17 protein-coding genes are annotated in these 21,323 nt (G+C 72.5%); 8 read left to right on the top strand and 9 right to left on the bottom strand.

The window, feature by feature from the left end:
- Nucleotides 1-11: 11 nt before the first annotated feature.
- From G3576_RS32345 to G3576_RS20430, 3 genes are all read right to left on the bottom strand, one after another.
- A complete protein-coding gene (locus G3576_RS32345; protein ID WP_164696298.1) occupies nucleotides 12-2,507 on the bottom strand; it encodes a calcium-binding protein in 2,496 nt (831 codons plus the stop codon).
- Nucleotides 2,508-2,648: 141 nt separating this feature from the next.
- On the bottom strand, nucleotides 2,649-3,824 hold the full coding sequence (locus G3576_RS20435; RefSeq protein WP_164696297.1) for an acetyl-CoA C-acetyltransferase: 1,176 nt from the start codon (nucleotides 3,822-3,824) through the stop codon (nucleotides 2,649-2,651).
- Nucleotides 3,825-3,911: 87 nt separating this feature from the next.
- On the bottom strand, nucleotides 3,912-5,159 hold the full coding sequence (locus G3576_RS20430; protein ID WP_235952268.1) for an alpha/beta fold hydrolase: 1,248 nt from the start codon (nucleotides 5,157-5,159) through the stop codon (nucleotides 3,912-3,914).
- 513 nt (nucleotides 5,160-5,672) lie between these two features.
- On the opposite strand from G3576_RS20430, the gene phaR reads away from it, so the two are divergent.
- From phaR to G3576_RS20415, 3 genes are all read left to right on the top strand, one after another.
- Nucleotides 5,673-6,284 carry a polyhydroxyalkanoate synthesis repressor PhaR gene (phaR, locus tag G3576_RS20425; RefSeq protein ID WP_164696296.1) on the top strand — a complete coding sequence of 204 codons (612 nt, stop codon included), beginning with the start codon at nucleotides 5,673-5,675 and terminating at the stop codon, nucleotides 6,282-6,284.
- 231 nt (nucleotides 6,285-6,515) lie between these two features.
- Nucleotides 6,516-6,989 (top strand): helix-turn-helix domain-containing protein, encoded by a 474-nt coding sequence (locus G3576_RS20420; RefSeq protein WP_164696295.1) that lies wholly within the window; start codon nucleotides 6,516-6,518, stop codon nucleotides 6,987-6,989.
- An 80-nt stretch (nucleotides 6,990-7,069) separates the two neighbouring features.
- Complete coding sequence (locus G3576_RS20415; RefSeq protein WP_164696294.1) at nucleotides 7,070-7,840, top strand: hypothetical protein; 771 nt, start codon at nucleotides 7,070-7,072, stop codon at nucleotides 7,838-7,840.
- Between the two features lie 195 nt (nucleotides 7,841-8,035).
- Here G3576_RS20415 and G3576_RS20410 read toward each other — a convergent pair whose 3' ends face one another.
- Together G3576_RS20410 and G3576_RS20405 are read right to left on the bottom strand one after the other, a co-directional pair.
- Entirely contained in the window at nucleotides 8,036-9,520 is a 1,485-nt protein-coding gene (locus G3576_RS20410) for an NADP-dependent isocitrate dehydrogenase (protein WP_235952266.1), read from the bottom strand.
- Between the two features lie 3 nt (nucleotides 9,521-9,523).
- A complete protein-coding gene (locus G3576_RS20405) occupies nucleotides 9,524-9,733 on the bottom strand; it encodes a hypothetical protein (RefSeq protein ID WP_164696293.1) in 210 nt (69 codons plus the stop codon).
- 276 nt (nucleotides 9,734-10,009) lie between these two features.
- On the opposite strand from G3576_RS20405, the gene G3576_RS20400 reads away from it, so the two are divergent.
- Together G3576_RS20400 and G3576_RS20395 are read left to right on the top strand one after the other, a co-directional pair.
- A complete protein-coding gene (locus G3576_RS20400; RefSeq protein WP_164696292.1) occupies nucleotides 10,010-12,856 on the top strand; it encodes an autotransporter outer membrane beta-barrel domain-containing protein in 2,847 nt (948 codons plus the stop codon).
- Between the two features lie 93 nt (nucleotides 12,857-12,949).
- Entirely contained in the window at nucleotides 12,950-13,723 is a 774-nt protein-coding gene (locus tag G3576_RS20395; RefSeq protein WP_164696291.1) for an OmpA family protein, read from the top strand.
- Nucleotides 13,724-13,730: 7 nt separating this feature from the next.
- On the opposite strand, the gene G3576_RS20390 is transcribed toward G3576_RS20395, so the two are convergent.
- The 4 genes from G3576_RS20390 to G3576_RS20375 all read right to left on the bottom strand — a co-directional run bounded on the left by G3576_RS20390 (nucleotide 13,731) and on the right by G3576_RS20375 (nucleotide 16,822).
- Nucleotides 13,731-14,060, bottom strand: a complete 330-nt coding sequence (locus G3576_RS20390; protein ID WP_164696290.1) for a type II toxin-antitoxin system YafQ family toxin — start codon at nucleotides 14,058-14,060, stop codon at nucleotides 13,731-13,733.
- Complete coding sequence (locus G3576_RS20385) at nucleotides 14,035-14,295, bottom strand: type II toxin-antitoxin system RelB/DinJ family antitoxin (RefSeq protein WP_207622940.1); 261 nt, start codon at nucleotides 14,293-14,295, stop codon at nucleotides 14,035-14,037. Before G3576_RS20385 ends, G3576_RS20390 begins: the two co-directional genes overlap by 26 nt.
- Before the next feature lie 80 nt (nucleotides 14,296-14,375).
- Nucleotides 14,376-15,320: a carotenoid 1,2-hydratase gene (locus G3576_RS20380; RefSeq protein WP_207622939.1), complete on the bottom strand. Its 945-nt coding sequence runs from the start codon at nucleotides 15,318-15,320 to the stop codon at nucleotides 14,376-14,378.
- Between the two features lie 8 nt (nucleotides 15,321-15,328).
- Nucleotides 15,329-16,822, bottom strand: a complete 1,494-nt coding sequence (locus tag G3576_RS20375) for a phytoene desaturase family protein (protein WP_207622938.1) — start codon at nucleotides 16,820-16,822, stop codon at nucleotides 15,329-15,331.
- Between the two features lie 288 nt (nucleotides 16,823-17,110).
- On the opposite strand from G3576_RS20375, the gene ppsR reads away from it, so the two are divergent.
- Genes ppsR through G3576_RS20360 form a run of 3 tightly spaced genes read left to right on the top strand, consistent with a single transcriptional unit; the run spans nucleotide 17,111 to nucleotide 21,290 of the window.
- Nucleotides 17,111-18,499 (top strand): transcriptional regulator PpsR, encoded by a 1,389-nt coding sequence (ppsR, locus tag G3576_RS20370; protein WP_164696288.1) that lies wholly within the window; start codon nucleotides 17,111-17,113, stop codon nucleotides 18,497-18,499.
- A complete protein-coding gene (locus G3576_RS20365; protein ID WP_207622937.1) occupies nucleotides 18,499-20,694 on the top strand; it encodes a GAF domain-containing protein in 2,196 nt (731 codons plus the stop codon). Before ppsR ends, G3576_RS20365 begins: the two co-directional genes overlap by 1 nt.
- A gap of 8 nt (nucleotides 20,695-20,702) precedes the next feature.
- A complete protein-coding gene (locus tag G3576_RS20360; protein ID WP_164696287.1) occupies nucleotides 20,703-21,290 on the top strand; it encodes a biliverdin-producing heme oxygenase in 588 nt (195 codons plus the stop codon).
- Nucleotides 21,291-21,323: the final 33 nt, after the last annotated feature.

Here is a 21,323-nt window from a genome sequence, read left to right as displayed (position 1 = left end):
GCGGCCCCGCCCTACAGGATGAAATCGGCCGCGGTCAGCACCGTATCCACCGCGAAGCTGAGGCTGATTCCCGTCCCGCCCGAGGTGGTCACCACGGCATAGGGGTAGGGATCGCCCGGCGGCGAGTAGCCCAGCAGCGCCTGCACCGCGCTGAAATCCGCATAGCCGAAGGCGGTCAGGTCGATCAGGTCCTGTCCCTGCGTGAAGTCCTTGATGCTGTCCTGGCCGTGGCCGGGAGCGAAGACGAAGACATCCGCGCCGCTGCCGCCGAAATAGACCTGCTCCGACGCGCCATCGATGAAGCGGTCCGCGCTCTCGGTGCCGACGAAATCCTCGAATCCCAGCATGACATTGGCGCCGCCGCCGCCGAGCGAGAGGGTGCCCGCCGCCACATCCACCGTGGCGCCGAAGCCGCCATAGACGGCGGAGAGGTCGAGGCTGTCATGGTCCGCGCCCCCCTCGAAGCGGTTGCCCTCGAAGACCAGGCTGTGGGTGGCGCCGTCGAAGAAGGTGGCGACCTGCACGATGTCGCGGCCATCCCCGGTCAGGATCGTGTTGTCCCGCATGATGATGGTGGCGTCGCCCCGGGCGCCCGCCGCGCCATCCAGCCCGGCCACGCCGGCATGGGTCGTGGTGGTGATGTCGCCGCCATCCGCGACGCCATCCTCGCCGATCTCCGTGCTGCCCGCGCCACCTGCGCCACCCGCGCCGCCGGTTGCCGCGGCCTCCAGCCGGACCAGCGTCTCCACCACATCGGGGGTGGCGATGGTGGCGCCGGAGATTTCCGCCGTGGCGTTCCCGCCCGCGCCGCCCGTGCCGCCATTGCCACCGATGTCGGGGCCTTCCTCGATGGTGGTGACGGCGTCGCCGGCGGCCGGCTGTTCGGTGAAGCTGCTGCGATTGAGGCCCGGCGCGCCGCCGGCGCCGCCCGCGCCACCGGCACCGCCCACGGCATGGGCGACCAGCGTCCAGTCCACGTCGGGTGCCACGCCGCCCTGCAGGCCGAGCAGCCGCGCCACCGCATCGCCGCCCGCGCCGCCGGCACCGCCCGCGCCGCCTTCCCCGCCATCCCGCGCCCCGGCGAGGTCGGCATAGAAGGCGCCATCGCCGCCGGTGCCGCCGGCACCACCCGCGCCGCCATCGCCGGCCAGCACGCGCACCGTGAGCGCCTGCTGCATCGCCGCCGTATGGTCGCCGATGTAATCCGTCAGCAGCGCCGTGGCCCGGCCGCCCGAGCCTCCCGCGCCGCCGGCCCCGCCCGCGCCGCCCTGGCCGGCCGCGTGGGCCACGCCATCCACCACGGCGCTTCCGGCATCGAGGATGTCCAGGTCTTCCTCGAAGGCCGAGGCACCGCCCGCGCCGCCGGCGCCGCCCGCGCCACCGGCACCGCCCGCAGCGACGATGGTGAGCGACGCAGGGTCCTGCGTCATGCCTAGGATGCCGAGACGCGCGCCGACGTCATCCACCGTCGCCGTCGCCTCCCCGCCCATCCCGCCGGCCTGGCCGGCCGTGCCATCCGCGCCATCGGCGGTGGTGCGGGTGTCGAGGGGCGTGCCCAGCACCAGCGTGTCGTCGCCTGCCGCGCCGGCGCTGCCACTCGCCCCGGCCGCGCCATCGCCGCCGGCGACGGTACCGGTGCGGGCCACGCTGTCCGCCGCGGTGCCGCCCGTGACGAGGTCCGCGGCGCCATAGAGCAGCAGGGACATGGATTCGCCCGCCTCGCCCGCCGCCACGCCATCGGCGCCGGTGTAGCTCCGGTCCTCCGTGATGCTGATCGGCGTCGCGGGGGCGGCATAGAGGAAGTCGGCGGCGTCCAGGCTGGAAAGCTGCGTCTGGCGCAGCGTCACCGTGACGCCGCCGGCCAGGTCGAAGCGCACCGTGGTCCCGACCTGGCGGGCCGCGGCCATGGCGCCGGCGAAATCCATGATGCCGAAGGCGCTGAGGTCCAGCCGGTCCGCGCCGTTGCCGAAATCATTGACCAGCGTCGATCCGGCCTCGGGCCCGATGGCGAAGACATCGGCGCCGGCGCCGCCATTCAAGCGGTCCCGCCCGCCGCCGCCGGACAGCGTATCGTCACCCGCGCCGCCGCTGATCTCGTCACTGCCAGCGCCGCCGCGCAGCAGGTCATTGCCGCCGCGGCCGACCAGACGAAGCGCGCCGGCGAAGCCGGAGGCCTCCACCGCGAGGCTCGGAGCGCCGGAGGCCACGGTGACGATCGGTGCGGCGCCGAGGGCCGAGCGCGCCTCCGCGCCGAGCGTCAGGGAGACGGGACCGGCGGCATGCACCACCATCCGCTCGAACCCCGAAAGCCCTGCGAAGGCGTTGTCGGCCAGGGTGAGCCCGCCGGTGACGCGGATGCGGAGCGTGTCGAAGCCGCCGGCTGCATCCTGCGAAAGGCCGGGCACCAGCAGGTTCGCGGGATCCCGCAGCAGGAAGTCATCGGCACCGGCGGTGCCGGCCTGCACCAGCGGCGCGCCGGAGAGCGGCCGGATTAGAAACAGCGCCATCGCCAGCAGCCCCCGGGATTCTTCCTGGTCAGCATCGTTTCACCACGAGGCCGCCGTCCAGGGGGCGTGAAACACCGCGCAACGAAAAGGGCCGCGCCCTGGCGGACGCGGCCCCTTCCGTTCAGTCAGCCGGTCAAGGCGTCAGGCGCGCTCGACACACATCGCGACGCCCATGCCGCCGCCGATGCAGAGCGTGGCGAGGCCGCGCTTGGCGCCGCGGCGCTGCATCTCGAACAGCAGGGTGTTCAGCACGCGGGCGCCCGAGGCGCCGATGGGATGGCCGAGCGCGATGGCGCCGCCATTCACGTTCACCTTGGAAGGATCCCAGCCGAGGTCCTTGTTCACCGCGCAGGCCTGCGCGGCGAAGGCCTCATTGGCCTCGATCAGGTCGAGCGTGTCGATCGACCAGCCCGCCTTCTGCAGCGCCTTGCGGCTGGCCGGGATCGGGCCCGTGCCCATGATGGAGGGATCGACGCCCGCCGTGGCCCAGCTGACGATGCGCGCCATGGGCGCCACGCCGCGCTTCGCGGCCTCGGCCGCCGACATCACGACGATCGCGGCCGCGCCGTCATTGATGCCGGACGCATTGCCGGCGGTGACGGTGCCGTCCTTCGAGAAGGCCGGGCGGAGCTTGGCCAGGATCTCCATCGTGGTCTCGGGCTTCGGGTACTCATCCTCGCTGATCACGGTGTCGCCCTTGCGGCCCTTCACCGTGACGGGGACGATCTCGTCCTTGAAGCGGCCGGCCTTCATCGCCTCACCGGCCTTGCGCTGGCTGGCGGCGGCGAATTCGTCCTGCTCCTGCCGCGTCAGCTGGTACTTCTGCGCGACGTTCTCGGCCGTATTGCCCATGTGGTAGCCCTGGAAGGCGTCCCAGAGGCCGTCCTTCAGCATGGTGTCCACCAGTTCCAGCCCGCCCATCTTCTGGCCGGCGCGAAGCTGGGCGCAGTGGGGGGCCTGGGTCATGCTCTCCATGCCGCCGGCAACGACGATGGCGGCATCGCCGCAGGCGATCTGCTGCGCGGCCAGCGCCACGCTGCGCAGGCCGGAGCCGCAGAGCTGGTTGATCCCGAAGGCGGTGCGCTCCACCGGGATGCCGGCGGCCACCGCGGCCTGGCGGGCGGGGTTCTGGCCGGCGCCGGCGGGCAGCACCTGGCCCAGGATCACCTCATCCACCTCCTCCGGCTTCACGCCGGCGCGGGTGAGCGCCGCCTGGATGGCGACGGTGCCGAGGGCATGGGCGGAGAGGCTGGCAAAGGCGCCGTTGAAGGAGCCCACCGGCGTGCGGGCGGCGGAGGCGATGACGATCTCGGTCATGGGTCCTGGGACTCCTTGATGAAGCGTGACTGGTATTGCGGTGCAGTGTGGGACGGGCGGGGCGCCGCTACAAGCTTTCGGGCCCGGCTACAGGCTGCGCAGCCATTCCAGCAGCGGGCGCCACAGCGCCGCTTCCGCATTGCCGCCGGCCGCCATGCCGATATGGCCGGAAGCGGCTTCGTGCACCGTGGACCGGGGCAGCCGCGCCGCCAGCGCCCGCGCGCTGTCCGGCGGCACGATGCGGTCGCGATGCGGGATGGCGCAGAAGGCGGGCATCGCCAGCGCGCCGGGATCCACCACCGCGCCCGCCACCCGCCAGGCGCCGCGCATCGGCGTGTTGGCGCCGTACCAGCCGCCCAGCGCCTCCCTCGCCACGGGGGCGGCGAGCGGCACGCCGTCATTCAGCCAGTCCTCCAGCGCCACGAATTGCGCGGCGCGGTCGGAGGCGGGGTCGAGCCGCGCGAAGGCCCTGAATTTCTGCGGGATGCCGAAGGGGTCGAGCCCGGCGAAGAGGGTCTGGATGGCATCGACCGGCAGCGTGCCGGTGGCCTGCAGCAGCGGCTCCAGCCCCGGCAGCAGGGCGCTCGCGGCGCGGGCACGCTCGGCATCCTCCGCCGAGGGATGGAAATCCCAGGGCGTGGCAAGCAGGCCGAGTGCCCGGACCCGGTCCGGCCGGCGCAGCGCGGCCGCCAAGGCGAGCAGCCCGCCCATGCAGTAGCCCACCAGCACCACCGGCCCGGGCATCGCCACCAGCGCGCGTTCCAGCCGCCCGGCGATGTAGTCCGTGAGCGAGAAGTCGCGCTCCGCGGCTCCCGGCCAGCCCCAGTCCAGCAGCAGCGGCCGCACCCCCTGCCCCGCCAGGAAGCGCATCATCGACCGGCCGCGCATGAGGTCCAGCACCTGCGCCCGGTTCACGAGCGAGGGCACGAAGAGCGCGACGGGCCCGGCCGATCCCGGGGCGTGATCCAGGATGCGGCTGTCACCCTCCGACCAGATCGCCGGCGGGTCCGGCAGGTCGCGCGCGAAGGGATGGCGGCGATAGGCGGCGATGCCGGCCAGCAGGGCGCGGTCGGCGCGCATCAGCCGGCGGATCACCGCGGCGCGGAAGGCCTCAGGCCGGTGGTTTCCGGCGGCGAGGGCGGCGCCGATCCGAGCGATCTCCGGCTGCGCCGCCTTCGAGATCGGCCAGCCGCCGCTCCAGCTCGGCGATCCGGTCGGTGACGGGATCAGCCCCGCGCTGCCGATCGCCGCCATGCCCCTGCCCATCCCCAGCATCAGGTGCAGCGGCAGCGGGCGGGGGCCCCGGCGGCGGTGGCGGGCTTCCGGCGCCATCATGCGGCGGGTATCCCGGGCCCCAGCCGGGCGGTGACGCGAAATTGGGCGGCGGGAAGCCGGATGGCCCGAAAGCTGGGCGGAAGGCGGCAAACGGGTCGGGGCCGCCCGGCGGCGTCCGGCCGAAGGGGGGCGCGGTGGCGGCCCGCATCCAGGCGGCGCCGAGTCCCGCCCAGGCCGCGGCCATGCCGGCCAGCCCTTCCGCCACCTCCCGATCCGCGGCGAGGCCCGCGATCTCCGTCTGCCAGAGGGTGATCCAATCCTCCGCCAGGCGGTCGAGATCCGTGCTCCCCTCTGGCCCTTCCGGTTTGGGGTTGCCGTCCTTCGGCCGGTCGCCAGGCATCAGGCGGCGCCAAGGGGGGCCTGGCGGCGCGGGCCGGTCGGTCGGGCGAGACAAGCTGGTGCCAGCAGGGGCGGCATTCCGGTCGCATATTTACGCATCAGGGCTTTCGCACTGCATCAATCACCATGTTAGCATCATCGGTGGCGGCGCACCCGCTTCGGGAAGGCAAACGGATGGCAAACGACACCACGCAGGCGACGGCGGAGACGGAAGGCCCCTCGACCCCCCCGGTGGTCGTGAAGAAGTATGCGAACAGGCGGCTCTACAACACCGAATCCTCCTCCTACGTCACGCTGGAGGACCTGGCCGTCATGGTGCGGAACGGCCGGCACTTCGTGGTCTACGACGCCAAGTCGGGCGAGGACATCACGCGGAGCGTGCTGACGCAGATCATCGTCGAGGAGGAGGCGAAGGGGCGGAACCTGCTGCCGACGTCCTTCCTGCGGCAGATCATCGGCTTCTATGGCGACAGCATGCAGTCGCTGGTGCCGCGCTACCTCGAAAGCGTGATGGGCGCCTTCTCCCGCCAGCATGACCAGGTGCGGCGCACGGTGGAGCAGACGATGGGCGGCTTCATGCCCTTCGGCGGGCTGGAGGAAGTGGGCAAGCAGAACATGGCGATGATGGAGCGCGCCATGAACCTCTTCGCCCCCTTCCGGACCGGCATGGAACCGCCGGAGCCCGCCCCCGATTCGGCCCGGCTTGCGGCGCTGCAGGCCGAGGTGGAGACGCTGCGCCGGCAGCTGGAGCAGTTGAAGGCCGCCAAGAAGGGCAGCGCGGAGTAGCCTGCGCCACCCTGGCGCGCGGCTTGCTTGCATTGGCCGCGTGATCGTGCATTCGGTTGCACGAGCGTTTTCATGAACCCGCCCCCCGGAAGAACCGGGGATTGAATCGTCCATGGCGGCGCAAACGCGCCGGAAAGTCGAAACTCACACTGTTGTCATGCGCGCCTCGGGCGAACGCATGGGCATCTATCGCATTGCACGGTGCGTCAAACACCGGCAGGGATCGAAATCATGGCAACCACTGACACCGATCGGCGCAACGGCAGCGCCAAGGCAGCGCCCCAGGCTTCGTCGCGTGAGACGGCGACTCCGGGGGAGCGGCCTGGCCAGCGCGCCAATGCGGCCGACCGGCATGTGGGCGCGCGGATCCGCGAACGCCGGGTGATGATGGGCCTGTCCCAGCAGCAGCTGGCGAAGATGATCGGCGTGACCTACCAGCAGGCGCACAAGTATGAGCGCGGGCTGAACCGCATCTCCGCCGGGCGGCTGTTCGAGATCGGCCAGGTGCTGGGCGTTCCCGTCTCCTGGTTCTTCGACGGGCTGGCGGTGGAAGGCCCGGGGCAGGAGGCATCGCCGCGCCAGCGCATGTGCCTGGAGCTGGCCCGCAACTTCGCGCTGATCGACAACGAGAAGCACCAGGAGGCGCTGTCCCAGATGGCGCGCGCCCTGGCCGCCCAGTCCCAGGCGGAACGCGAAGGCGGCTGACGCCGCCGGAACAGACGTCCTTCCGTGGCGTTTCCCCCCCGTGACGCACCCCATGGCGGGGCGCGCGGGAAGGGCTTGGCATGCGCGCAGAGGGTCGACGGGATGGGCGGCATGAGGGCGGGCGCCGGCGCGGCGCCAATCCCTATCGCCGCCTGCCCTGGATCGGTGCCGGCGTGCTGGCGGTGGTCGTGGGCATCACCTTCCTCGCCGCCGATGGCGCGCCGCCATCGCGCATGACGGGTGCGGGCATGGTGCCCGCGCCGCTTCCGCCGCCCCCGCCGGGCAACCCCGCCCCCGCCGCCGCGCCCCCCCGGTTGTCCGGTGAGGTGGCGATGGAGGAGGCGCGGCTGGCGGCGCTGCGGGAAGCCCGCCTCGGGCTGGAACGCGAGATCGAGACGTTGCGGGCGGAGCTGGAGGCGGTGCAGCGCGCCCTGCCGTCGCAGAAGACCATGCCGACCGAACCGGCCGGGCCCGCGCCGGCGCAGCTGACGCGCCTGGCGCCCGCTGCCCCGCCGGCCCCCGTGGCGCCGGCCGCGGTGCCGGCCCCGCCCCCACCGGCCGATGCCGGGCTGCGCATCGTGCTGCATCACCGCAGCAGTTCCAGCCAGGGCGCGGCGGCGGCGGAGGAGGTGGCCGGGCGACTGCGGGAGGCGGGGCTGGAGGTGCAGTCGACCCGGCAGGCGCCCTTCGTGCCCTCCACCCCCGTGGTCCGCTACTTCCATGAGGAGGACCAGGCGGCGGCGGCGCGGATCGCGGGGCGGCTCGGCCGGGGCTGGGCGATCCAGGATTTCCGGGCCTACCAGCCGCAGCCGTCCCCCCAGACGATCGAGGTCTGGATCCCCGGGGGGTGAGATACTGTGGCTTTTAGGCCACTAACCCCTTTAGCCCGATTATGCCGTTTAGCCGCGTTTAGTCGCGATTCGCGCGCCGGTTTGGGACAAATTCACGCCCGCACGGCCAGCGATGCCGTAACGGCGGGTTCCAGGCGCGATGCGGCGGATGATGGCCGGAACATACCGTGAAACCATCGCCCGCCGCCACTGGATTCAGCCGGCGCGGATCTCGTCCTGCGCCTTGCTGAAGGCGTCCACGCCGTCGAAGCGCTGCAGCATCTCCACATGCATCCAGCGATGCCCCCGGCCGATGCGTGACAGCAATTCCAGCGCCGCGGCCGACGCATCGCCGGCCTCGGGCGCCTTCAGCCGGAAGCGGGCGCGGAACTGGTCCACCAGGAAGGTGGTGCCGCCCTGGGGCGGCCAGACCTGGGCGCCGCGGGAGGCGATGGTCTGCAGCGCGAAGGGCGTGCCCTCCGCCAGCGCACCCAGCGCGGCACCGAGCGCCGAGGGGTCCTCCCTGCTCTCGATGAAGACATCGACGCCGACAACCTCTCGCGTCGCGGCGGGGCGGGCGAAGGGCTCGGCCGGCCAGGTCCGCATGGCGATCGGGCGGTAGTCCCGCGCCGGGACCCGGGCGCTTTCCCGCCCCAGATTGGCGATGACGCGGGCGACATAGGCGTCCGTGCCGACGCCCTGGCCGGGGGCGGCGATGTCGCCCGTGAGGTCGCGCCCTTCCTCCAGTGTGACGTAGAGCGCGTGTTCCACCCGCCGCGCGGTGGCGAAGTCGCCGATATGGCGCAGCATCATGACGGAGGAGAGCAGCAGCGCGGTCGGGTTCGCCAGGCCCTGGCCGGCGATCTGGGGGGCCGATCCGTGCACCGCCTCGAACATCGCGACCTCGTCGCCGATGTTCGAGGAGGGTGCGACGCCAAGGCCGCCGACCAGGCCGGCGGCGAGGTCGGAGAGGATGTCGCCGTTCATGTTCGTCATGACGCAGACGTCGAACTGTTCCGGCCGCACGACCATCTGGTGCGCGGCGTTGTCCACGATCATGTGTTCATGGACGAGGGACGGGTGCTCCTTCAGCACGCGCTCGCCGACGCGCTTCATCATGCCTTCCGTCAGCTTCATGATGTTGGCCTTGGTGGCCACGGTGACCTTCCTGCGGCCCTCGGCCTCCGCCAGCGCGGCGGCCATGGCGACGATGCGCTCGCAGCCCGCCTCCGTGATCACCTTCAGGCATTGCGCGACGCCCGGAGTCTGCATGTGCTCGATGCCGGCATAGAGATCCTCGACATTCTCGCGCACCACGACGAAGTCGATGCCGCGCCCGGCGAAGGGAGTGCGGATGCCGGGAATCTCCCGCACCGGGCGGATGTTCGCATACATCTCGAACACCTTGCGCAGCGTGACATTGGCGGATTTCTCGCCGAAGCCGACGGGGGTCTCGAGCGGCCCCTTCAGCGCCACGCGGTTGGCGGCGATGCTGTCCAGCGTTTCCTGCGGCGCGCCGGAGCCCACACCCTTGCGGAAGGCCTCCGCGCCCGCCACCGCATCCTCCCATTCGATGCGCGCACCGGCGGCGGCAAGCACGGCCTGGGTGGCGCGCATCACCTCCGGCCCGATGCCGTCCCCGGCGATGGCGGTGACCTTGGTGGGGGAGGCGTGCTGGTCCATCGGGCAATCGTCTTTCATCGGTCACGGCGTTTGCTGCACCGCACTATACGCCCGGGGCGGGGCGGCGTTCGCGGGCGCGGCCCGGTTTCGGTGATCGACGTCGCGCATCGCATTGATCACGTTTTCGCGATCCGGCAGGCTGGAACTGAGGATCCGGCTGCCCCGCCGGGCCGCGCGGGCCACGGCGCCATCTTGCCCGGGGGCTGTTGACGGCGTCTTGATGCCGATCAAGCGCGGCCCCGACGCTCGGCAATCCGCGGCTTTTCGCGCCGTGGCGGCGACCCCCGCCATCCGTGGAACCGGGCCCGCCTGGCCGGCGATGCGCCTGCCGGGGTCGGCAGGCCGGTCGAAACGTCCAAGAAACGGGACGTGCAAGACCAGACACGGCGTTGTTACCGTCCCTGTTGCAGAGTTGTCGTGGACGATTCGCGGATGTGGCGAAGCAGGGCTGCCACATCCTCCGTGTCAGGCCCAAGTCACGCGGTGGAACAACGAGAAATGTTAATCATGTCGGCTGGAGACCGCCTTTGCGGCGGGGCAGCGAATCTGCGTCTTGTCTCAGCCATGCGGCCAGGGCGGCCGCTCTCGACCTGGCTTCTTCTATCCAGCACCGCCCTGACAGCCCTGGCGCTGGCCGCGCCGGCGGCGGCGCAGCAGAGCTGGACGGGAAGCCTCGGCTCCAGCTGGTTCGCCCCGGGCAACTGGACCAGCGCGGTGCCGACCACCGCCGATGCGGTGACCATCGGCGGCACGCCGCCGGCCGATCCCGTGATCAATGGCGGATCGGCCAGTGCCTCCACCGTGACGGTGACGGGCGGGCGCGCGCTCGGGCTCTCCGGCGGGGGCAGCCTGGCCGTCAGCTCCACGACCACCATCGGCAATGGCGGGGGCGCGGGCAGCGTCACCGTCTCCGGCACCGGGACCAGCTGGGACAGCACCAGCAGCATCGATGTCGGCTTCGGGGGCGCGGGGTCGCTGACGGTGCGGGACGGCGCGCGGCTGACCACCTTCGAGGGCTCCCTCACCCTCGGCGCCCAGGGCGTGGTGACCATCACCGGGCCGGGCACGACGGTCGATATCGGCACGCGCACCGTGACGCTGCCGCCGGACTGGGCTTCCGCCGCCGGCTGGCTGCAGCCGAATGAGGGCACGCTGGTCATCGCCAACGGCGCAGCCGTGATCGCGGATGCGACCTATATCGGCGGAGCCGGTTCGACCTGGGCGAATGCGACCGTCACCGGCCGCGGCACGACGCTGCAGAACGCGCTCAACGTCTATGTCGGCGGCAACGGCAACGGGAATGTCGGCTTCGGGCGGCTGACGATTGCCGATGGCGCCGTCGTCACCGCCTATACCGGCGCGGTCGGCACCGATACGGGCTCCTTCGGCGAGATGGTCGTCACCGGCGAGGGGTCGCGCTACGAAAGCCTGCGCCGCACCGGCTTCAACGGCAATTTCCGCGTGGGCTTCAACGGCGACGGCCAGGTGGCGGTGCGCAATGGCGGCTACATCGGCGCCGCCAACATCATCGACATCGCGACCAACAGCGGCAGCCGCGGCGTGCTGGCGGTGGGCGGCGCGCTCGGGGAGGCCGCGCAGGCGCCCGGCACGATCAGCGCGGCGAACGGCATCTTCTTCGGCGCCGGCGACGCCACGCTGCTGTTCAACCACACCGGCACCGCCTATGCCTTCGACCAGCGGATCTTCGGCAGCGGCGGGCAGATCCGGCACCAGGCGGGCACGACCATCTATTCCGGCGATGGCGGCAGCTACAACGGCGCCATCAACGTCACGGGCGGGCGGCTGATCGTGAACAGCACGCTGGGTGCCACGGGCAGCACGGTGACGGTCGGCAATGGCGGCACGCTGGGCGGCTCCGGCACCGTCGCCAGCCTGGCGGTGCAGGCCGGCGGCACCGTCTCCCCGGGCAACAGCCCGGGCACGCTGACCGTCTCGGGCAACTACACCCAGGCCGCGGGCGCGATCCTGGTGGCGGAGGTGGTGCCGGGCGTAACGGCCGACCGCCTGGTGGTGAACGGCACCGCCACGATCCAGCCGGGCGCCATCCTGCAGCTGGTGCGCGCCGGCGGCGGGGCCGTCTCGCTCGACACGGTCTATACGGTGCTGAGCGCGACGGGCGGCGTGACCGGGACCTATGTGGTGACCGGCGATCCGGAGCTGTCCACCTTCTACCAGCTCTATGCGAGCTACGGCGCCAATGGCGTGACGCTGGTGCCGGCGCAGTCCCGCGGCTTCGGCACCGCGGCGGCGACGCGCAACCAGGCCGCGGTGGCGGATGCGATGCAGGGGCTGCCGGCCAGCAGCGCGATCCGCACCGCGATCGGCGTGCAGCAGACGGATGCAGCCGCGCGCCTCGCCTATGACAGCCTCTCGGGCGAGATCCACGCCTCCATCCGCGGCGCGATGCTGGAGGAGACGCGCTTCACCCGGCAGGCGGCGCTCGACCGGGTGCGGGTCTCGCTGGGCGGCATCGGCGGGGGCGGGACGGAGGCGGTCGCGGGCAACGTGCCCGGCATCGCCTTCTGGTCCCAGGGCTATGGCGCCTGGGGGCGCAGCGCCGGGGACGGCAATGCCGCCACCCTGTCGCATGACAGCGGCGGCCTGGTGGTGGGCGCGGACATGCCCGCCTTCGATGGCTGGCGGGTGGGCCTGCTGGCGGGCTACGGCGATGCCGGCTTCGAATCCGGGGCGCGCGCCGCCAAGGGATCGGCGGAGACGACGACCCTCGGCCTCTATGGCGGCCGGCAATGGGGGGCGCTCGGCCTGCGGCTGGGCGCGACCCAGGGATGGAGCGAGATCTCGACGCGCCGCAGCCCGGCCTTCGCCGGCTTCGCGGAGGGGCTGACCGGCAAGACCAATGCGCAGACCACGCAGGTCTTCGGCGAGATGGGCTGGCGCATCGACCTCGGCGCCGCCGCGATCGAGCCCTTCGCCGGGCTGGCGCGGGCGGATGTGCGGGAGGATGGCTTCACGGAACGCGGCGGCAGCGCCGCGCTGACGGCGGAGCGCGGCAATGCGGGCGTCAACTACGGCACGCTCGGGCTCCGCGCCGCCACGGGGACGCAGCTGGGCGAGACCACGCTGGGCCTGGCCGGCATGCTGGGCTGGCGCCATGCCTGGGGCGACGTGACGCCGACCGCCGACCTGCGGCTGGCGGGCTCCGCCCCCTTCATCGTCGGCGGCACGCCGATCGCGAAGGATGCGGCGGTGGCGGAGGCCAGCCTCTCCGCCAGCCTGACCCAGGCGCTGGCGCTCGGCGTCTCCTTCAACGGGCAGTTCGCCGATGGGGCGCAGAGCCTGGGGGCGCGGGCCAACCTGACGCTGCGGTTCTGAACGGCTCCCCGCGCGCCGGATGAATTTTCCGCGCGCGCGGACCGCCAACGGGAGCGCTGCGGCGTTGGCGGGGGGATGAGAAGGAACCCCGCCATGACGCTGCGCCCGCTGATGATCGGTTTCCTGGCCACGCTGGCCCTGCCCGCCGCGGGCCAGGGCCTCGGCCCCCTGATCGTCGAGGGCAATGCCCAGCGCCAGACGATCGACTGCACGGGCCGGGACGTGACGGTGCGCGGCGAGCGCAACGCCCTGACCTTCACCGGCGGCTGCCGGAGCCTGGAGGTGCAGGGCAATACCAGCACCATCCGGGCGGAGCTGGCGCCGGGTGCGCGCGTGAGCCTGCGGGGGGAGACGCTGGAGCTGACCTGGTCGCAATCCGCGGAGGGTGCCGCGCCGCGCATCGCGCAGGAGGGGCGGCAGATCCGGGTGGAGCAGGTCGCGGCCTCGCCAGCGCCGGTGCCACCCGCCCGCCCCGGCGTGACGCGGCGGGAGACGGCGCGGGGCGTGGCGCTCAATCTTTCGGGCGACGTGCTCTTCCCCTTCGGCGCCGACCAGCTGCGGGCGGAAGCGGCGGAAGGGCTCGGCCAGGTGGTGACGCTGGTGCGGGAGCTGCGGCCGCGCACGCTGCGGATCATCGGTCACACCGACAGCGTGGGGGACGCCGCGGTGAACCAGGAATTGTCGCTGCGGCGCGCGCGGGCGGTGCAGCGCTGGCTGGAACAGCGCGTCGGCGATGCGATGCCGGCGGTGGTGGTGGAGGGCCGCGGCGAGCATGACCCGGTGGCGCCCAACACGAAGCCGGACGGGAGCGACGACGCGGAGGCGCGGGCGCTGAACCGGCGGGTGGAGTTCGTGCTGGAACGATGAGGCGCGGCTACCGCCCGAACAGGTCGGAATGCGTGCCGGCGCGGACGAAGATGACGCTCGGCCGCTTGCCGGCATCCGCCAGGCGATAGATCAGCAGGAAGTCGCCGCCGATGTGGCACTCGCGATGGTCCTGGAACTCGCCGGCCAGCGCATGGTCCCGGCGTTCGGGCGGCAGCGGGCCCTCATTGGCGATGAGGTGCATCATCACCGCCTTGAGCCGAGCCATGTCGTAGCGCCCGGATCGCGTCAGGCGCTCCCAGTCCTTGCGGAACTCGCCCGTGCAGTCGGAGGCCCGCGGCAGGGTTGCCCGCTTACCGCTGGCCACCGTCGAGGTCATCGAGCAGGGCGGCGGGCGTTTCGAAGCGGGCGCTCAGGCTGCGCGCCTCCTCCATGGCGGCGCGGGTGCGCGCATTGGGCACCTCCAGCGCGAAGGGCAGCTTCTGGTCGGCCGCGACCCGGTGCAGGAAGACGCGCACGGCCTCGGACATGGTCAGGCCCATCTGCTCCAGCGCGATGGAAGCCCGTTCCTTCACCTCCTCCTCCACCCGGACATGCAGCATCCTGGTGCCCATCGCGACCTCCTCTGCCAGGGGCGGGCCGGATGTATCTCATCTGAGATACAGAAGCCACCGGAATCGCGGGGGAGGCTGCCTCAGCGCAACGGGCGCGGCACCCGGAAGGGGAGCATGGCGTACATGGCGGGGCTGGCGAAGCGGTCCAGCGAGAGGCTTTCGTGGACGGCCGTCGCCTCCCGCCCCAGCAGCCGGGTGCGGATCTCGGAGCGGGAGTAAAAGGGGGCATCGACCAGGGTGCGCACCAGGCGGGCCTGGCCGTCCTCCGCCCGGGTCGGGCGGGCGATGCGCCAGAGCGTCTTTCCCAGCTCGACCTTGGGCTGCACGGGGATATCCGTGACGCTGCCATCGGTACCGACGCGCAGCGCAAGGGACTGGTTCGTGCCGTCGCGGCGCTGCGCATTGTAGAGGATGGCGGTTGCCTCCGGCATCGGCGCCCGGCACCAGTCCCAGCCGACGAAATCCTGCTCCAGGGGGGCGGTGCCCCAATTGGTGTCGAAATAGGCGGGGCCGGACCAGGTCAGGGCGGGGTCGGTGAGCGTGACCTCCACGCGGGAGCGTGCGGCGATGGGGTGCCAATGGTGGCGACCGTCGCTGTCCAGGCGGAAGGCGCGGGTGGAGAGCGCATCGGGGCGCAGCACCACGCGGCCGCGGAGCTTCCCGGGGATGGGGGCGGTGCGTTCGTCGATCTCCACCGTCAGGGCCTGGCCGTCCCAATGGGCGCTGCTGGGGCCGATGCGGAGCGTATTCGCGTCGCGGGAGAGCGCGCCACGGCGGCGATCCGTCATCGCCCAGCGGCTGGGCGCGCCGTAGAGCGCCACATGCATGCAGTTGTGGTCTTCCGGATCGCCGCCGCCGCCGCGCCGCGCCAGCGCATACCAGGGGGAGAAGACGGTGCCGATGAAGGCGATGATGGTGATGCCGTGCTTCCCATCGTCGCTGAGCGCATCGATGTACCACCAGCTGTAGCCGCGGGGCGCCACCGGGCGGTCGAATTCCCAGCCGCGGAGGGAAGTATGCGTCATGCCGTCCATCAGATCCGCTCCGCCATCGCGGCCTCGGCCGCCAATCGTCCCGAGATCGCCGCCATGGCGAGGCCCGCGCCGGGATGGGTCGCGCCGCCGGCCAGGAACAGGCCGGGCAGCGCCGTGCGCGCCGCCGGGCGGCTGAAGATCGCCTTCCAGCCCTGCACGGCCGGGCCGAAGAGGGCGCCGCCGGTGCCGGGGGCCAGCGCCTCGTAATCCGGGGGTGTCATCACCGCCGTGGCGTCGCGCGTGATGGTCAGGCCGGCGCCTTGCATGGCGCCGAAGGCGGCGGCCTCCGCGGCGGCGAGCGCGGCGGGGTCCATGCGGCGGCCATCGGCGCGGGCGGGCGCGCTGACCAGGGCGAGCAGGCCTTCCCGCCCCTCGGGCGGCGGCGCCACGCCGTGGCGGCCCTGCGCCCAGAGGGTGACGGAGGGCCGGTCCGGCATGCGGCCGCGATAGGTGAGCGCGGCAAGCTCCGCCATGGCATCGCCAGCGTGGAAGACGGTGAGGCGCGGCAGGTCCAGGCCCTCGGCCCTTCCGGCCATGGCCCAGCTGATGCCGGAGAAGCTGCGCTCTCTCGGCGTCATCGCCGGCACGGCGCGGGCGGCGGCGGCACCGAGATGCCCGGCGGCGAGCGTCGCGGGATCGGCGTTCAGGATCACCTGGGCGAACTCGATCACCTCCCCATCCCGCAGCGTGACGCCGGCGATGCGGCCGCCGGCGACGCGCAGGCCGGCGACATCGGCGCCGTGGCGGAAGGCCACGCCCTTGGCGGCGGCCGCCTCCGCCATCGCCTGGGGCAGGCGCGCCATGCCGCCCTCGATCGCCCAGAGGCCGCCGGCCTCCACCTGCGCGACCAGCATCAAGGTGGCGGGGGCGACGAGGGGCGAGGTGCCGACATAGGTGGAGAGGCGGGAGAAGACCTGGCGGAGGCGGGGATCGGCGAAATGCTCGCCGAGCGCATCCCAGAGCGTGCCGAAGGGCGAGGTGCCGAGCAGCCCGCGCATCCCCGCCTGCGCGCCGAGCGCCAGCGCGCCGGGACGCTGCACCGTCAGGAAGGGTTTCTCCAGTGCCGCCCAGCATTTCGCGGCGCGGGCCATGAAGTCGCGGTAGCCCTTCGCGGCGGCGGTGCCGGCGAAGGCGCCGATGGCCGATTCGGCGGCGGCGGCATCGGCCGGCAGGTCGAGCCGGCTGCCATCGGGCCAGAGGTGGCGGCCGAGCAGGGGCAGGCGTGTCAGGTGCAGATGACGATCAAGCCTGGTGTCAGCCGCCTCGAACAGCGCGTCGAAGACCGGGCGGAGGCTCAGCGCGCCGGGGCCGGCATCCACGGCGAGGCCGCCGAGGGGGATGGCGGCGACCTTGCCGCCCGGCACCGCGCCACGTTCCAGCACGGTCACGGACCGGCCGGCGGCGGCCAGCGTGATGGCGGCGGCAAGGCCGCCGATGCCGGCGCCGATGATGCCGATCGGCTTGTCGGGGCTCCGTTGGGTCGGTCCGCGCATGCCCTGAATAGGTCGTGGAATGACGCCGAGTGTCAAGCATGCTTGACACTACTTTGGCGGTGGGCTGCGAGAATTTGTGAATTGCCTCGCGATTGTCTCAACGACCAGTCGTCATCTTACATTGACGTAGGGCGCTTAAAGTCCCACACAGTATCAAGCGTCTTCGCCAGTGCTGCGACGATGGCGCAGGTCCTCCGCCAGGCTCTGCCCTCCAGGTTCTGCCGCGCGGTCGGGCCGAAACGACGGACCCATCCTCCCCATGACCCGCGCCCCCATGGTTCGCGACCAATGACCCGCGTTGCCGTCATCCAGCCCGACATCATGCTCACCCTCGACTGGGAAGGCGTGATCCGGAATGCCGCGCTGTCCGAGACGATGCGGGGCGAGCCGGTGTCCGAGTGGCTGGGCCGGCCCTGGATGGAGACGGTCAGCGACATCGGCGGGCTGCAGGTCCGCCGGATGGTGGAGGATGCGCGCGCCTCCGGCGTCTCCGCCTATCTCCAGGTCACGCAGCGCTTCCCCTCCGGCCTCGAGATCCCGGTCGAATACACCACCGTGCGGCTGGGTGGGCAGGCCGGCCTCATCGCGGTGGGCAAGAACCTGCAGGCGGTGGCGGAGCTGCAATCGCGCCTGGTCGCGGCGCAGCAGGCGCGGGAGCAGGATTACTGGAAGCTGCGGGAGATCGAGACCCGGTCCCGCCTGCTGTTCGACGCTTCCTCCGAAGCCGTGCTGGTCATCGCCGCCTCCACCCTGCGGATCGTGGAGGCCAATCCGGCCGCGATCCGGGAGCTTGGCCTGGCGCCGGGCTGGAACTTCGCCGATGAGGTCGCGCCGCGCGACCGGGCTGCCTTCCGGGACGTGCTGCTGCGCGCCCGCGAACAGGGCCGCGCGCCGGGGGTGATGATGCACCTCGGCACGGAGGCGACACCCTGGCTGCTGCGGGCCTCCCTGATGGCGCGCAACCCGGGCCCCGTCTTCCTGATCCAGCTGACGCCGGCCACCGTGCAGGCGCAGGTGCAGGAGATGGCGGAGGAGCAGCCGCGCGGCGTGCCGCTGCGCGGCGATGCGCTGCTGGAGGAGATGCCGGACGGCTTCGTGGTGATCGACCAGGGCGGCACCATCCGCCGCGCCAACCGCGCCTTCCTGGACCTGGCACAGGCGGGGTCCGAGAATTCCGTGGTGGGCGAGAAGCTGGACCGCTGGCTGGCGCAGCCCGGCATGGACGCCACCGTGCTGATGCAGACCATCGCCCAGCACGGGGAGGTGCGGCTGCTGCCCGCGACGCTGACCGGCAGCCTGGGGACGGAGACGGAGGTCGAGGTCTCCGGCGCCGCCATCCGCGCCCCGGTGCGGGGCGCCTCCGACGACCAGCGCATGATGGGCTTCATCATCCGCGACATCGGCCGGCGCATGCTGGCCTCCGGGGAAGCCGCGGCGCTGCGCGCGGCGCTCGGCGCGCTGGCCAATGATGTGGGGCGCGTGCCGCTGCCCGCCATGGTGCGCAGCACCGCCGCCCTGGTGGAACGCGCCTGCATCGAGCGCGCGCTGCGCCTGGCCGGCAACAACCGCACCGCCGCCGCCGATGCCCTCGGGCTCAGCCGGCAGAGCCTCTACGCCAAGCTCGAACGCTACGGGTTGAGCGAGGACCGGGAGGGGTCTGCGGAAGGGCGCCCGTGATGTCCGATCGCCGCGAACCGGGCACGATGGAGGGCGACCCCGCCTTCGGCGCCGCCGACCTGTCCAATTGCGAGCGGGAGCCCATCCACCTCGCCGCCTCCATCCAGCCGCATGGCGCGCTGCTGGCGCTGCGCGAGCCGGACCTGACCATCCTCCAGGCCAGCGCCAATGCGGCCGCCTTCATCGGCGCGGCGGCGCCGCTGCAGGGACGGCGCCTCTCAGCCGTGGAGGCGCGCATCGCGGCCGCGCTGGCGCCGCTGCTGGCGGACCCGCTGGACGAGATCCCGGGCGCCTTCCGCGTACGGCTGGACGGGATGGTGCTGGACGGCATGGCGCACCGCCCCGCCGGTGGCGGGCTGATCCTGGAGCTGGAACGCGCGGGGCCGGACGAGAATTTCGCCGGGCGGATCGAGCCCGCGCTGCAGACCATCCTGGCCAGCTATGCGGTGCGGCCGCTCTGCGACGAGGTGGCGCGGATCTTCCGCGGGCTGACGGGCTATGATCGCGTCATGGTCTACCGCTTCGACGAGGACCATCACGGCGAGGTCTTCGCGGAGGAACGCGACCCCTCGCTCGAGCCCTATCTCGGCAACCGCTATCCCGACAGCGACATCCCGCAGGTCGCGCGGCGCCTCTACATCCGCAACCGCGTGCGGGTGGTGGCGGATGTCTACTACGCCGCCTGCCCGCTGGAACCGCGGCTCTCGCCGCTCACGGGCCGCGACCTCGACATGTCGCTCTGCGTGCTGCGCAGCACCTCGCCCATGCATATCCAGTACCTCAAGAACATGGGGGTGGGGGCGACGCTGGTGGCCTCCATCATGGTGGGCGGGCGGCTCTGGGGCCTGATCGCCTGCCACCATGACAGCCCGCGCCGCGCGCCCTTCGCGCTGCGCGCCGTGGTCGAGTTGCTGGCGGAAGCCGTCGGCACGCGGATCGCCGCGCTGGAAAGCTTCGTGCAGGCGCAGGCGGAGCTTTCCGTCCGCCGGCTGGAACAGCGGATGATCGAGGCGATCTCCCGCGACGGGGATTGGCGGAGCGCGCTGTTCGACAACCCCAACACGCTGCTGGCGCCGCTGAACGCGACGGGCGCGGCGCTGCTGTTCGAGGGGCAGACCCAGACGACGGGCGACGTGCCCTCCACCGCGGGGCTGCGCGACATCGGGCAGTGGCTGGACGACCAGCCCCGCCGGCCGGTGATCGGGACGGCGAGCCTGGGGCAGGATGCGCCGGGGCTGGCGGGGCTGACGGCGGTCGCCTCCGGCGTGCTGGCGACGCCGATCTCCTCCACGCCCGGCGAATACATCATCTGGTTCCGGCCGGAGCAGGTGCGGACCGTGACCTGGGGCGGCGACCCGACCAAGCCGGTGACGGTGGGCGACGATCCGCGCGACCTCTCGCCGCGCCGGTCCTTCGCGCAGTGGCACCAGGTGGTGGAAGGGCGGTCGGAGCCCTGGACGCCGAAGGACCTGGCGACGGCGCGGATGGTGGGCGACACCGTCAGCGACGTGGTGCTGCAGTTCCGATCGGTCCGCATGCTGATCGCGGAGGACCAGCTTTCCCAGATCCGTCGGCAGGTCGGCAATTCGCCCCAGGCCGTGGTGATCTGCGACGCGCAGGGCAACATCGACCTGCGCAACGACGCCTTCGACGCGCTGCTGCCCGGCGTGCGCGGCGCGGCGCCGCGGCGGATCGACCAGCTGCTGCCCTTCTTCGCCGACCCGACCGAGATCGGACGGCGGCTGCGGGACGTGCTGGACAACCGCCGGTCCTGGCGGGGCGAGGCGCGGCTGGCGGATGGCATGGGCGCGGGACGGCCGCTGCTGGTGCGGGCGGATCCCGTCTTCTCCTCCCCCGACCGCGTGCTGGGCTACGTCTTCCTGTTCAACGACCTGGCGGAACGCAAGGCGGCGGAAGCCGCGCGGCGCCGCTTCCAGCAGGGCATCGAGGAAGGCTCGCGGTCCCGCGCCGGGCGGCTCGACCGCAAGGCGGATCTCGCCTTCCGGGCCATCCTCTCCTCGGTGGTGGAGAATGCGCAGCTGGCGGCGCTGGAGATCACGGACGGCGTCGATGTCGCGCATATGCCGGAGCAGCTGGAGAGCGTCCGCGCCTCCGTCGCCCGCACGGCGGAGGTGCTGGAAGCGCTGATCCGGCATTCCAGCCGGTCCGATCCGCAAGGCGACGACCGGGGTTGAGCATCGCCATGACGACCAGCGCGCGGGACGCGCTGCGGGAGGCGACCGGCGCCGTACATGAAAGGCTGCACGGGGTCGAATGCTTCGCGCGCCTGGCCAGCGGGCGGATCACCCGCGAGGAATACCGGGCGCTGCTGGCGCGGCTGCAGGGCTTCCACGCGGCGCTGGAGGCCGCGCTGGCGGCGGCACCCTCCCTGTCCCCATCCTTGGCCATTTGGGGCATCGACCTGGCGGAGCGCCGGCGTTCCCCCCTGCTGGTGGCGGATCGCGCGGCGCTGGGCGACGAGGCCGCGGTGCCGGCGGCGCCGATCCCGGTGCCGGGCAGCGCCGCGACGGCCATGGGGTGGCTCTACGTCTCGGAAGGCTCGACGCTGGGCGGCCTGCATCTGGCGCGGGCGCTGGACCCGCTGCTGGGCGAGGCGCGGGAGGGGCGGCTGTTCCTGCTCGGCCACGGGGCGCGCCATGGCGCGATGTGGCGGGAATGCTGCGCGGCGATCGAGGCCTGCGGCGCCGATCCGGCGCGCCGCCAGGCCATGACGGAGGGCGCGGTGGCGGGCTTCCACGGCTTCGAGTCCTGGTTCGGCGAGGTCGATTAGCGCTCGGTTCACAGCTGCCGGGCATCCTGCCCG

It is taken from the genome of Falsiroseomonas algicola, assembly GCF_011040385.1.
GTDB lineage: Bacteria > Pseudomonadota > Alphaproteobacteria > Acetobacterales > Acetobacteraceae > Falsiroseomonas > Falsiroseomonas algicola.
Note: the sequence above shows the minus strand (reverse complement) of the source record. Positions and strands in the feature narration are given on the sequence as shown.

Coding starts and splice junctions, on each gene's coding strand:
- G3576_RS20365 (WP_207622937.1), top strand. CDS start 18,499: ATGTCCGATCGCCGCGAACCGGGCACGATGGAGGGCGACCCCGCCTTC.
- G3576_RS20410 (WP_235952266.1), bottom strand. CDS start 9,520: ATGAAAGACGATTGCCCGATGGACCAGCACGCCTCCCCCACCAAGGTC.
- G3576_RS20390 (WP_164696290.1), bottom strand. CDS start 14,060: ATGACCTCGACGGTGGCCAGCGGTAAGCGGGCAACCCTGCCGCGGGCC.
- G3576_RS20380 (WP_207622939.1), bottom strand. CDS start 15,320: ATGACGCATACTTCCCTCCGCGGCTGGGAATTCGACCGCCCGGTGGCG.
- G3576_RS20360 (WP_164696287.1), top strand. CDS start 20,703: ATGACGACCAGCGCGCGGGACGCGCTGCGGGAGGCGACCGGCGCCGTA.
- ppsR (WP_164696288.1), top strand. CDS start 17,111: ATGACCCGCGTTGCCGTCATCCAGCCCGACATCATGCTCACCCTCGAC.
- G3576_RS20435 (WP_164696297.1), bottom strand. CDS start 3,824: ATGACCGAGATCGTCATCGCCTCCGCCGCCCGCACGCCGGTGGGCTCC.
- G3576_RS20375 (WP_207622938.1), bottom strand. CDS start 16,822: ATGCGCGGACCGACCCAACGGAGCCCCGACAAGCCGATCGGCATCATC.
- G3576_RS20400 (WP_164696292.1), top strand. CDS start 10,010: ATGTCGGCTGGAGACCGCCTTTGCGGCGGGGCAGCGAATCTGCGTCTT.
- G3576_RS20395 (WP_164696291.1), top strand. CDS start 12,950: ATGACGCTGCGCCCGCTGATGATCGGTTTCCTGGCCACGCTGGCCCTG.
- G3576_RS20415 (WP_164696294.1), top strand. CDS start 7,070: ATGCGCGCAGAGGGTCGACGGGATGGGCGGCATGAGGGCGGGCGCCGG.
- phaR (WP_164696296.1), top strand. CDS start 5,673: ATGGCAAACGACACCACGCAGGCGACGGCGGAGACGGAAGGCCCCTCG.
- G3576_RS20385 (WP_207622940.1), bottom strand. CDS start 14,295: ATGGGCACCAGGATGCTGCATGTCCGGGTGGAGGAGGAGGTGAAGGAA.
- G3576_RS32345 (WP_164696298.1), bottom strand. CDS start 2,507: ATGGCGCTGTTTCTAATCCGGCCGCTCTCCGGCGCGCCGCTGGTGCAG.
- G3576_RS20420 (WP_164696295.1), top strand. CDS start 6,516: ATGGCAACCACTGACACCGATCGGCGCAACGGCAGCGCCAAGGCAGCG.
- G3576_RS20430 (WP_235952268.1), bottom strand. CDS start 5,159: ATGATGGCGCCGGAAGCCCGCCACCGCCGCCGGGGCCCCCGCCCGCTG.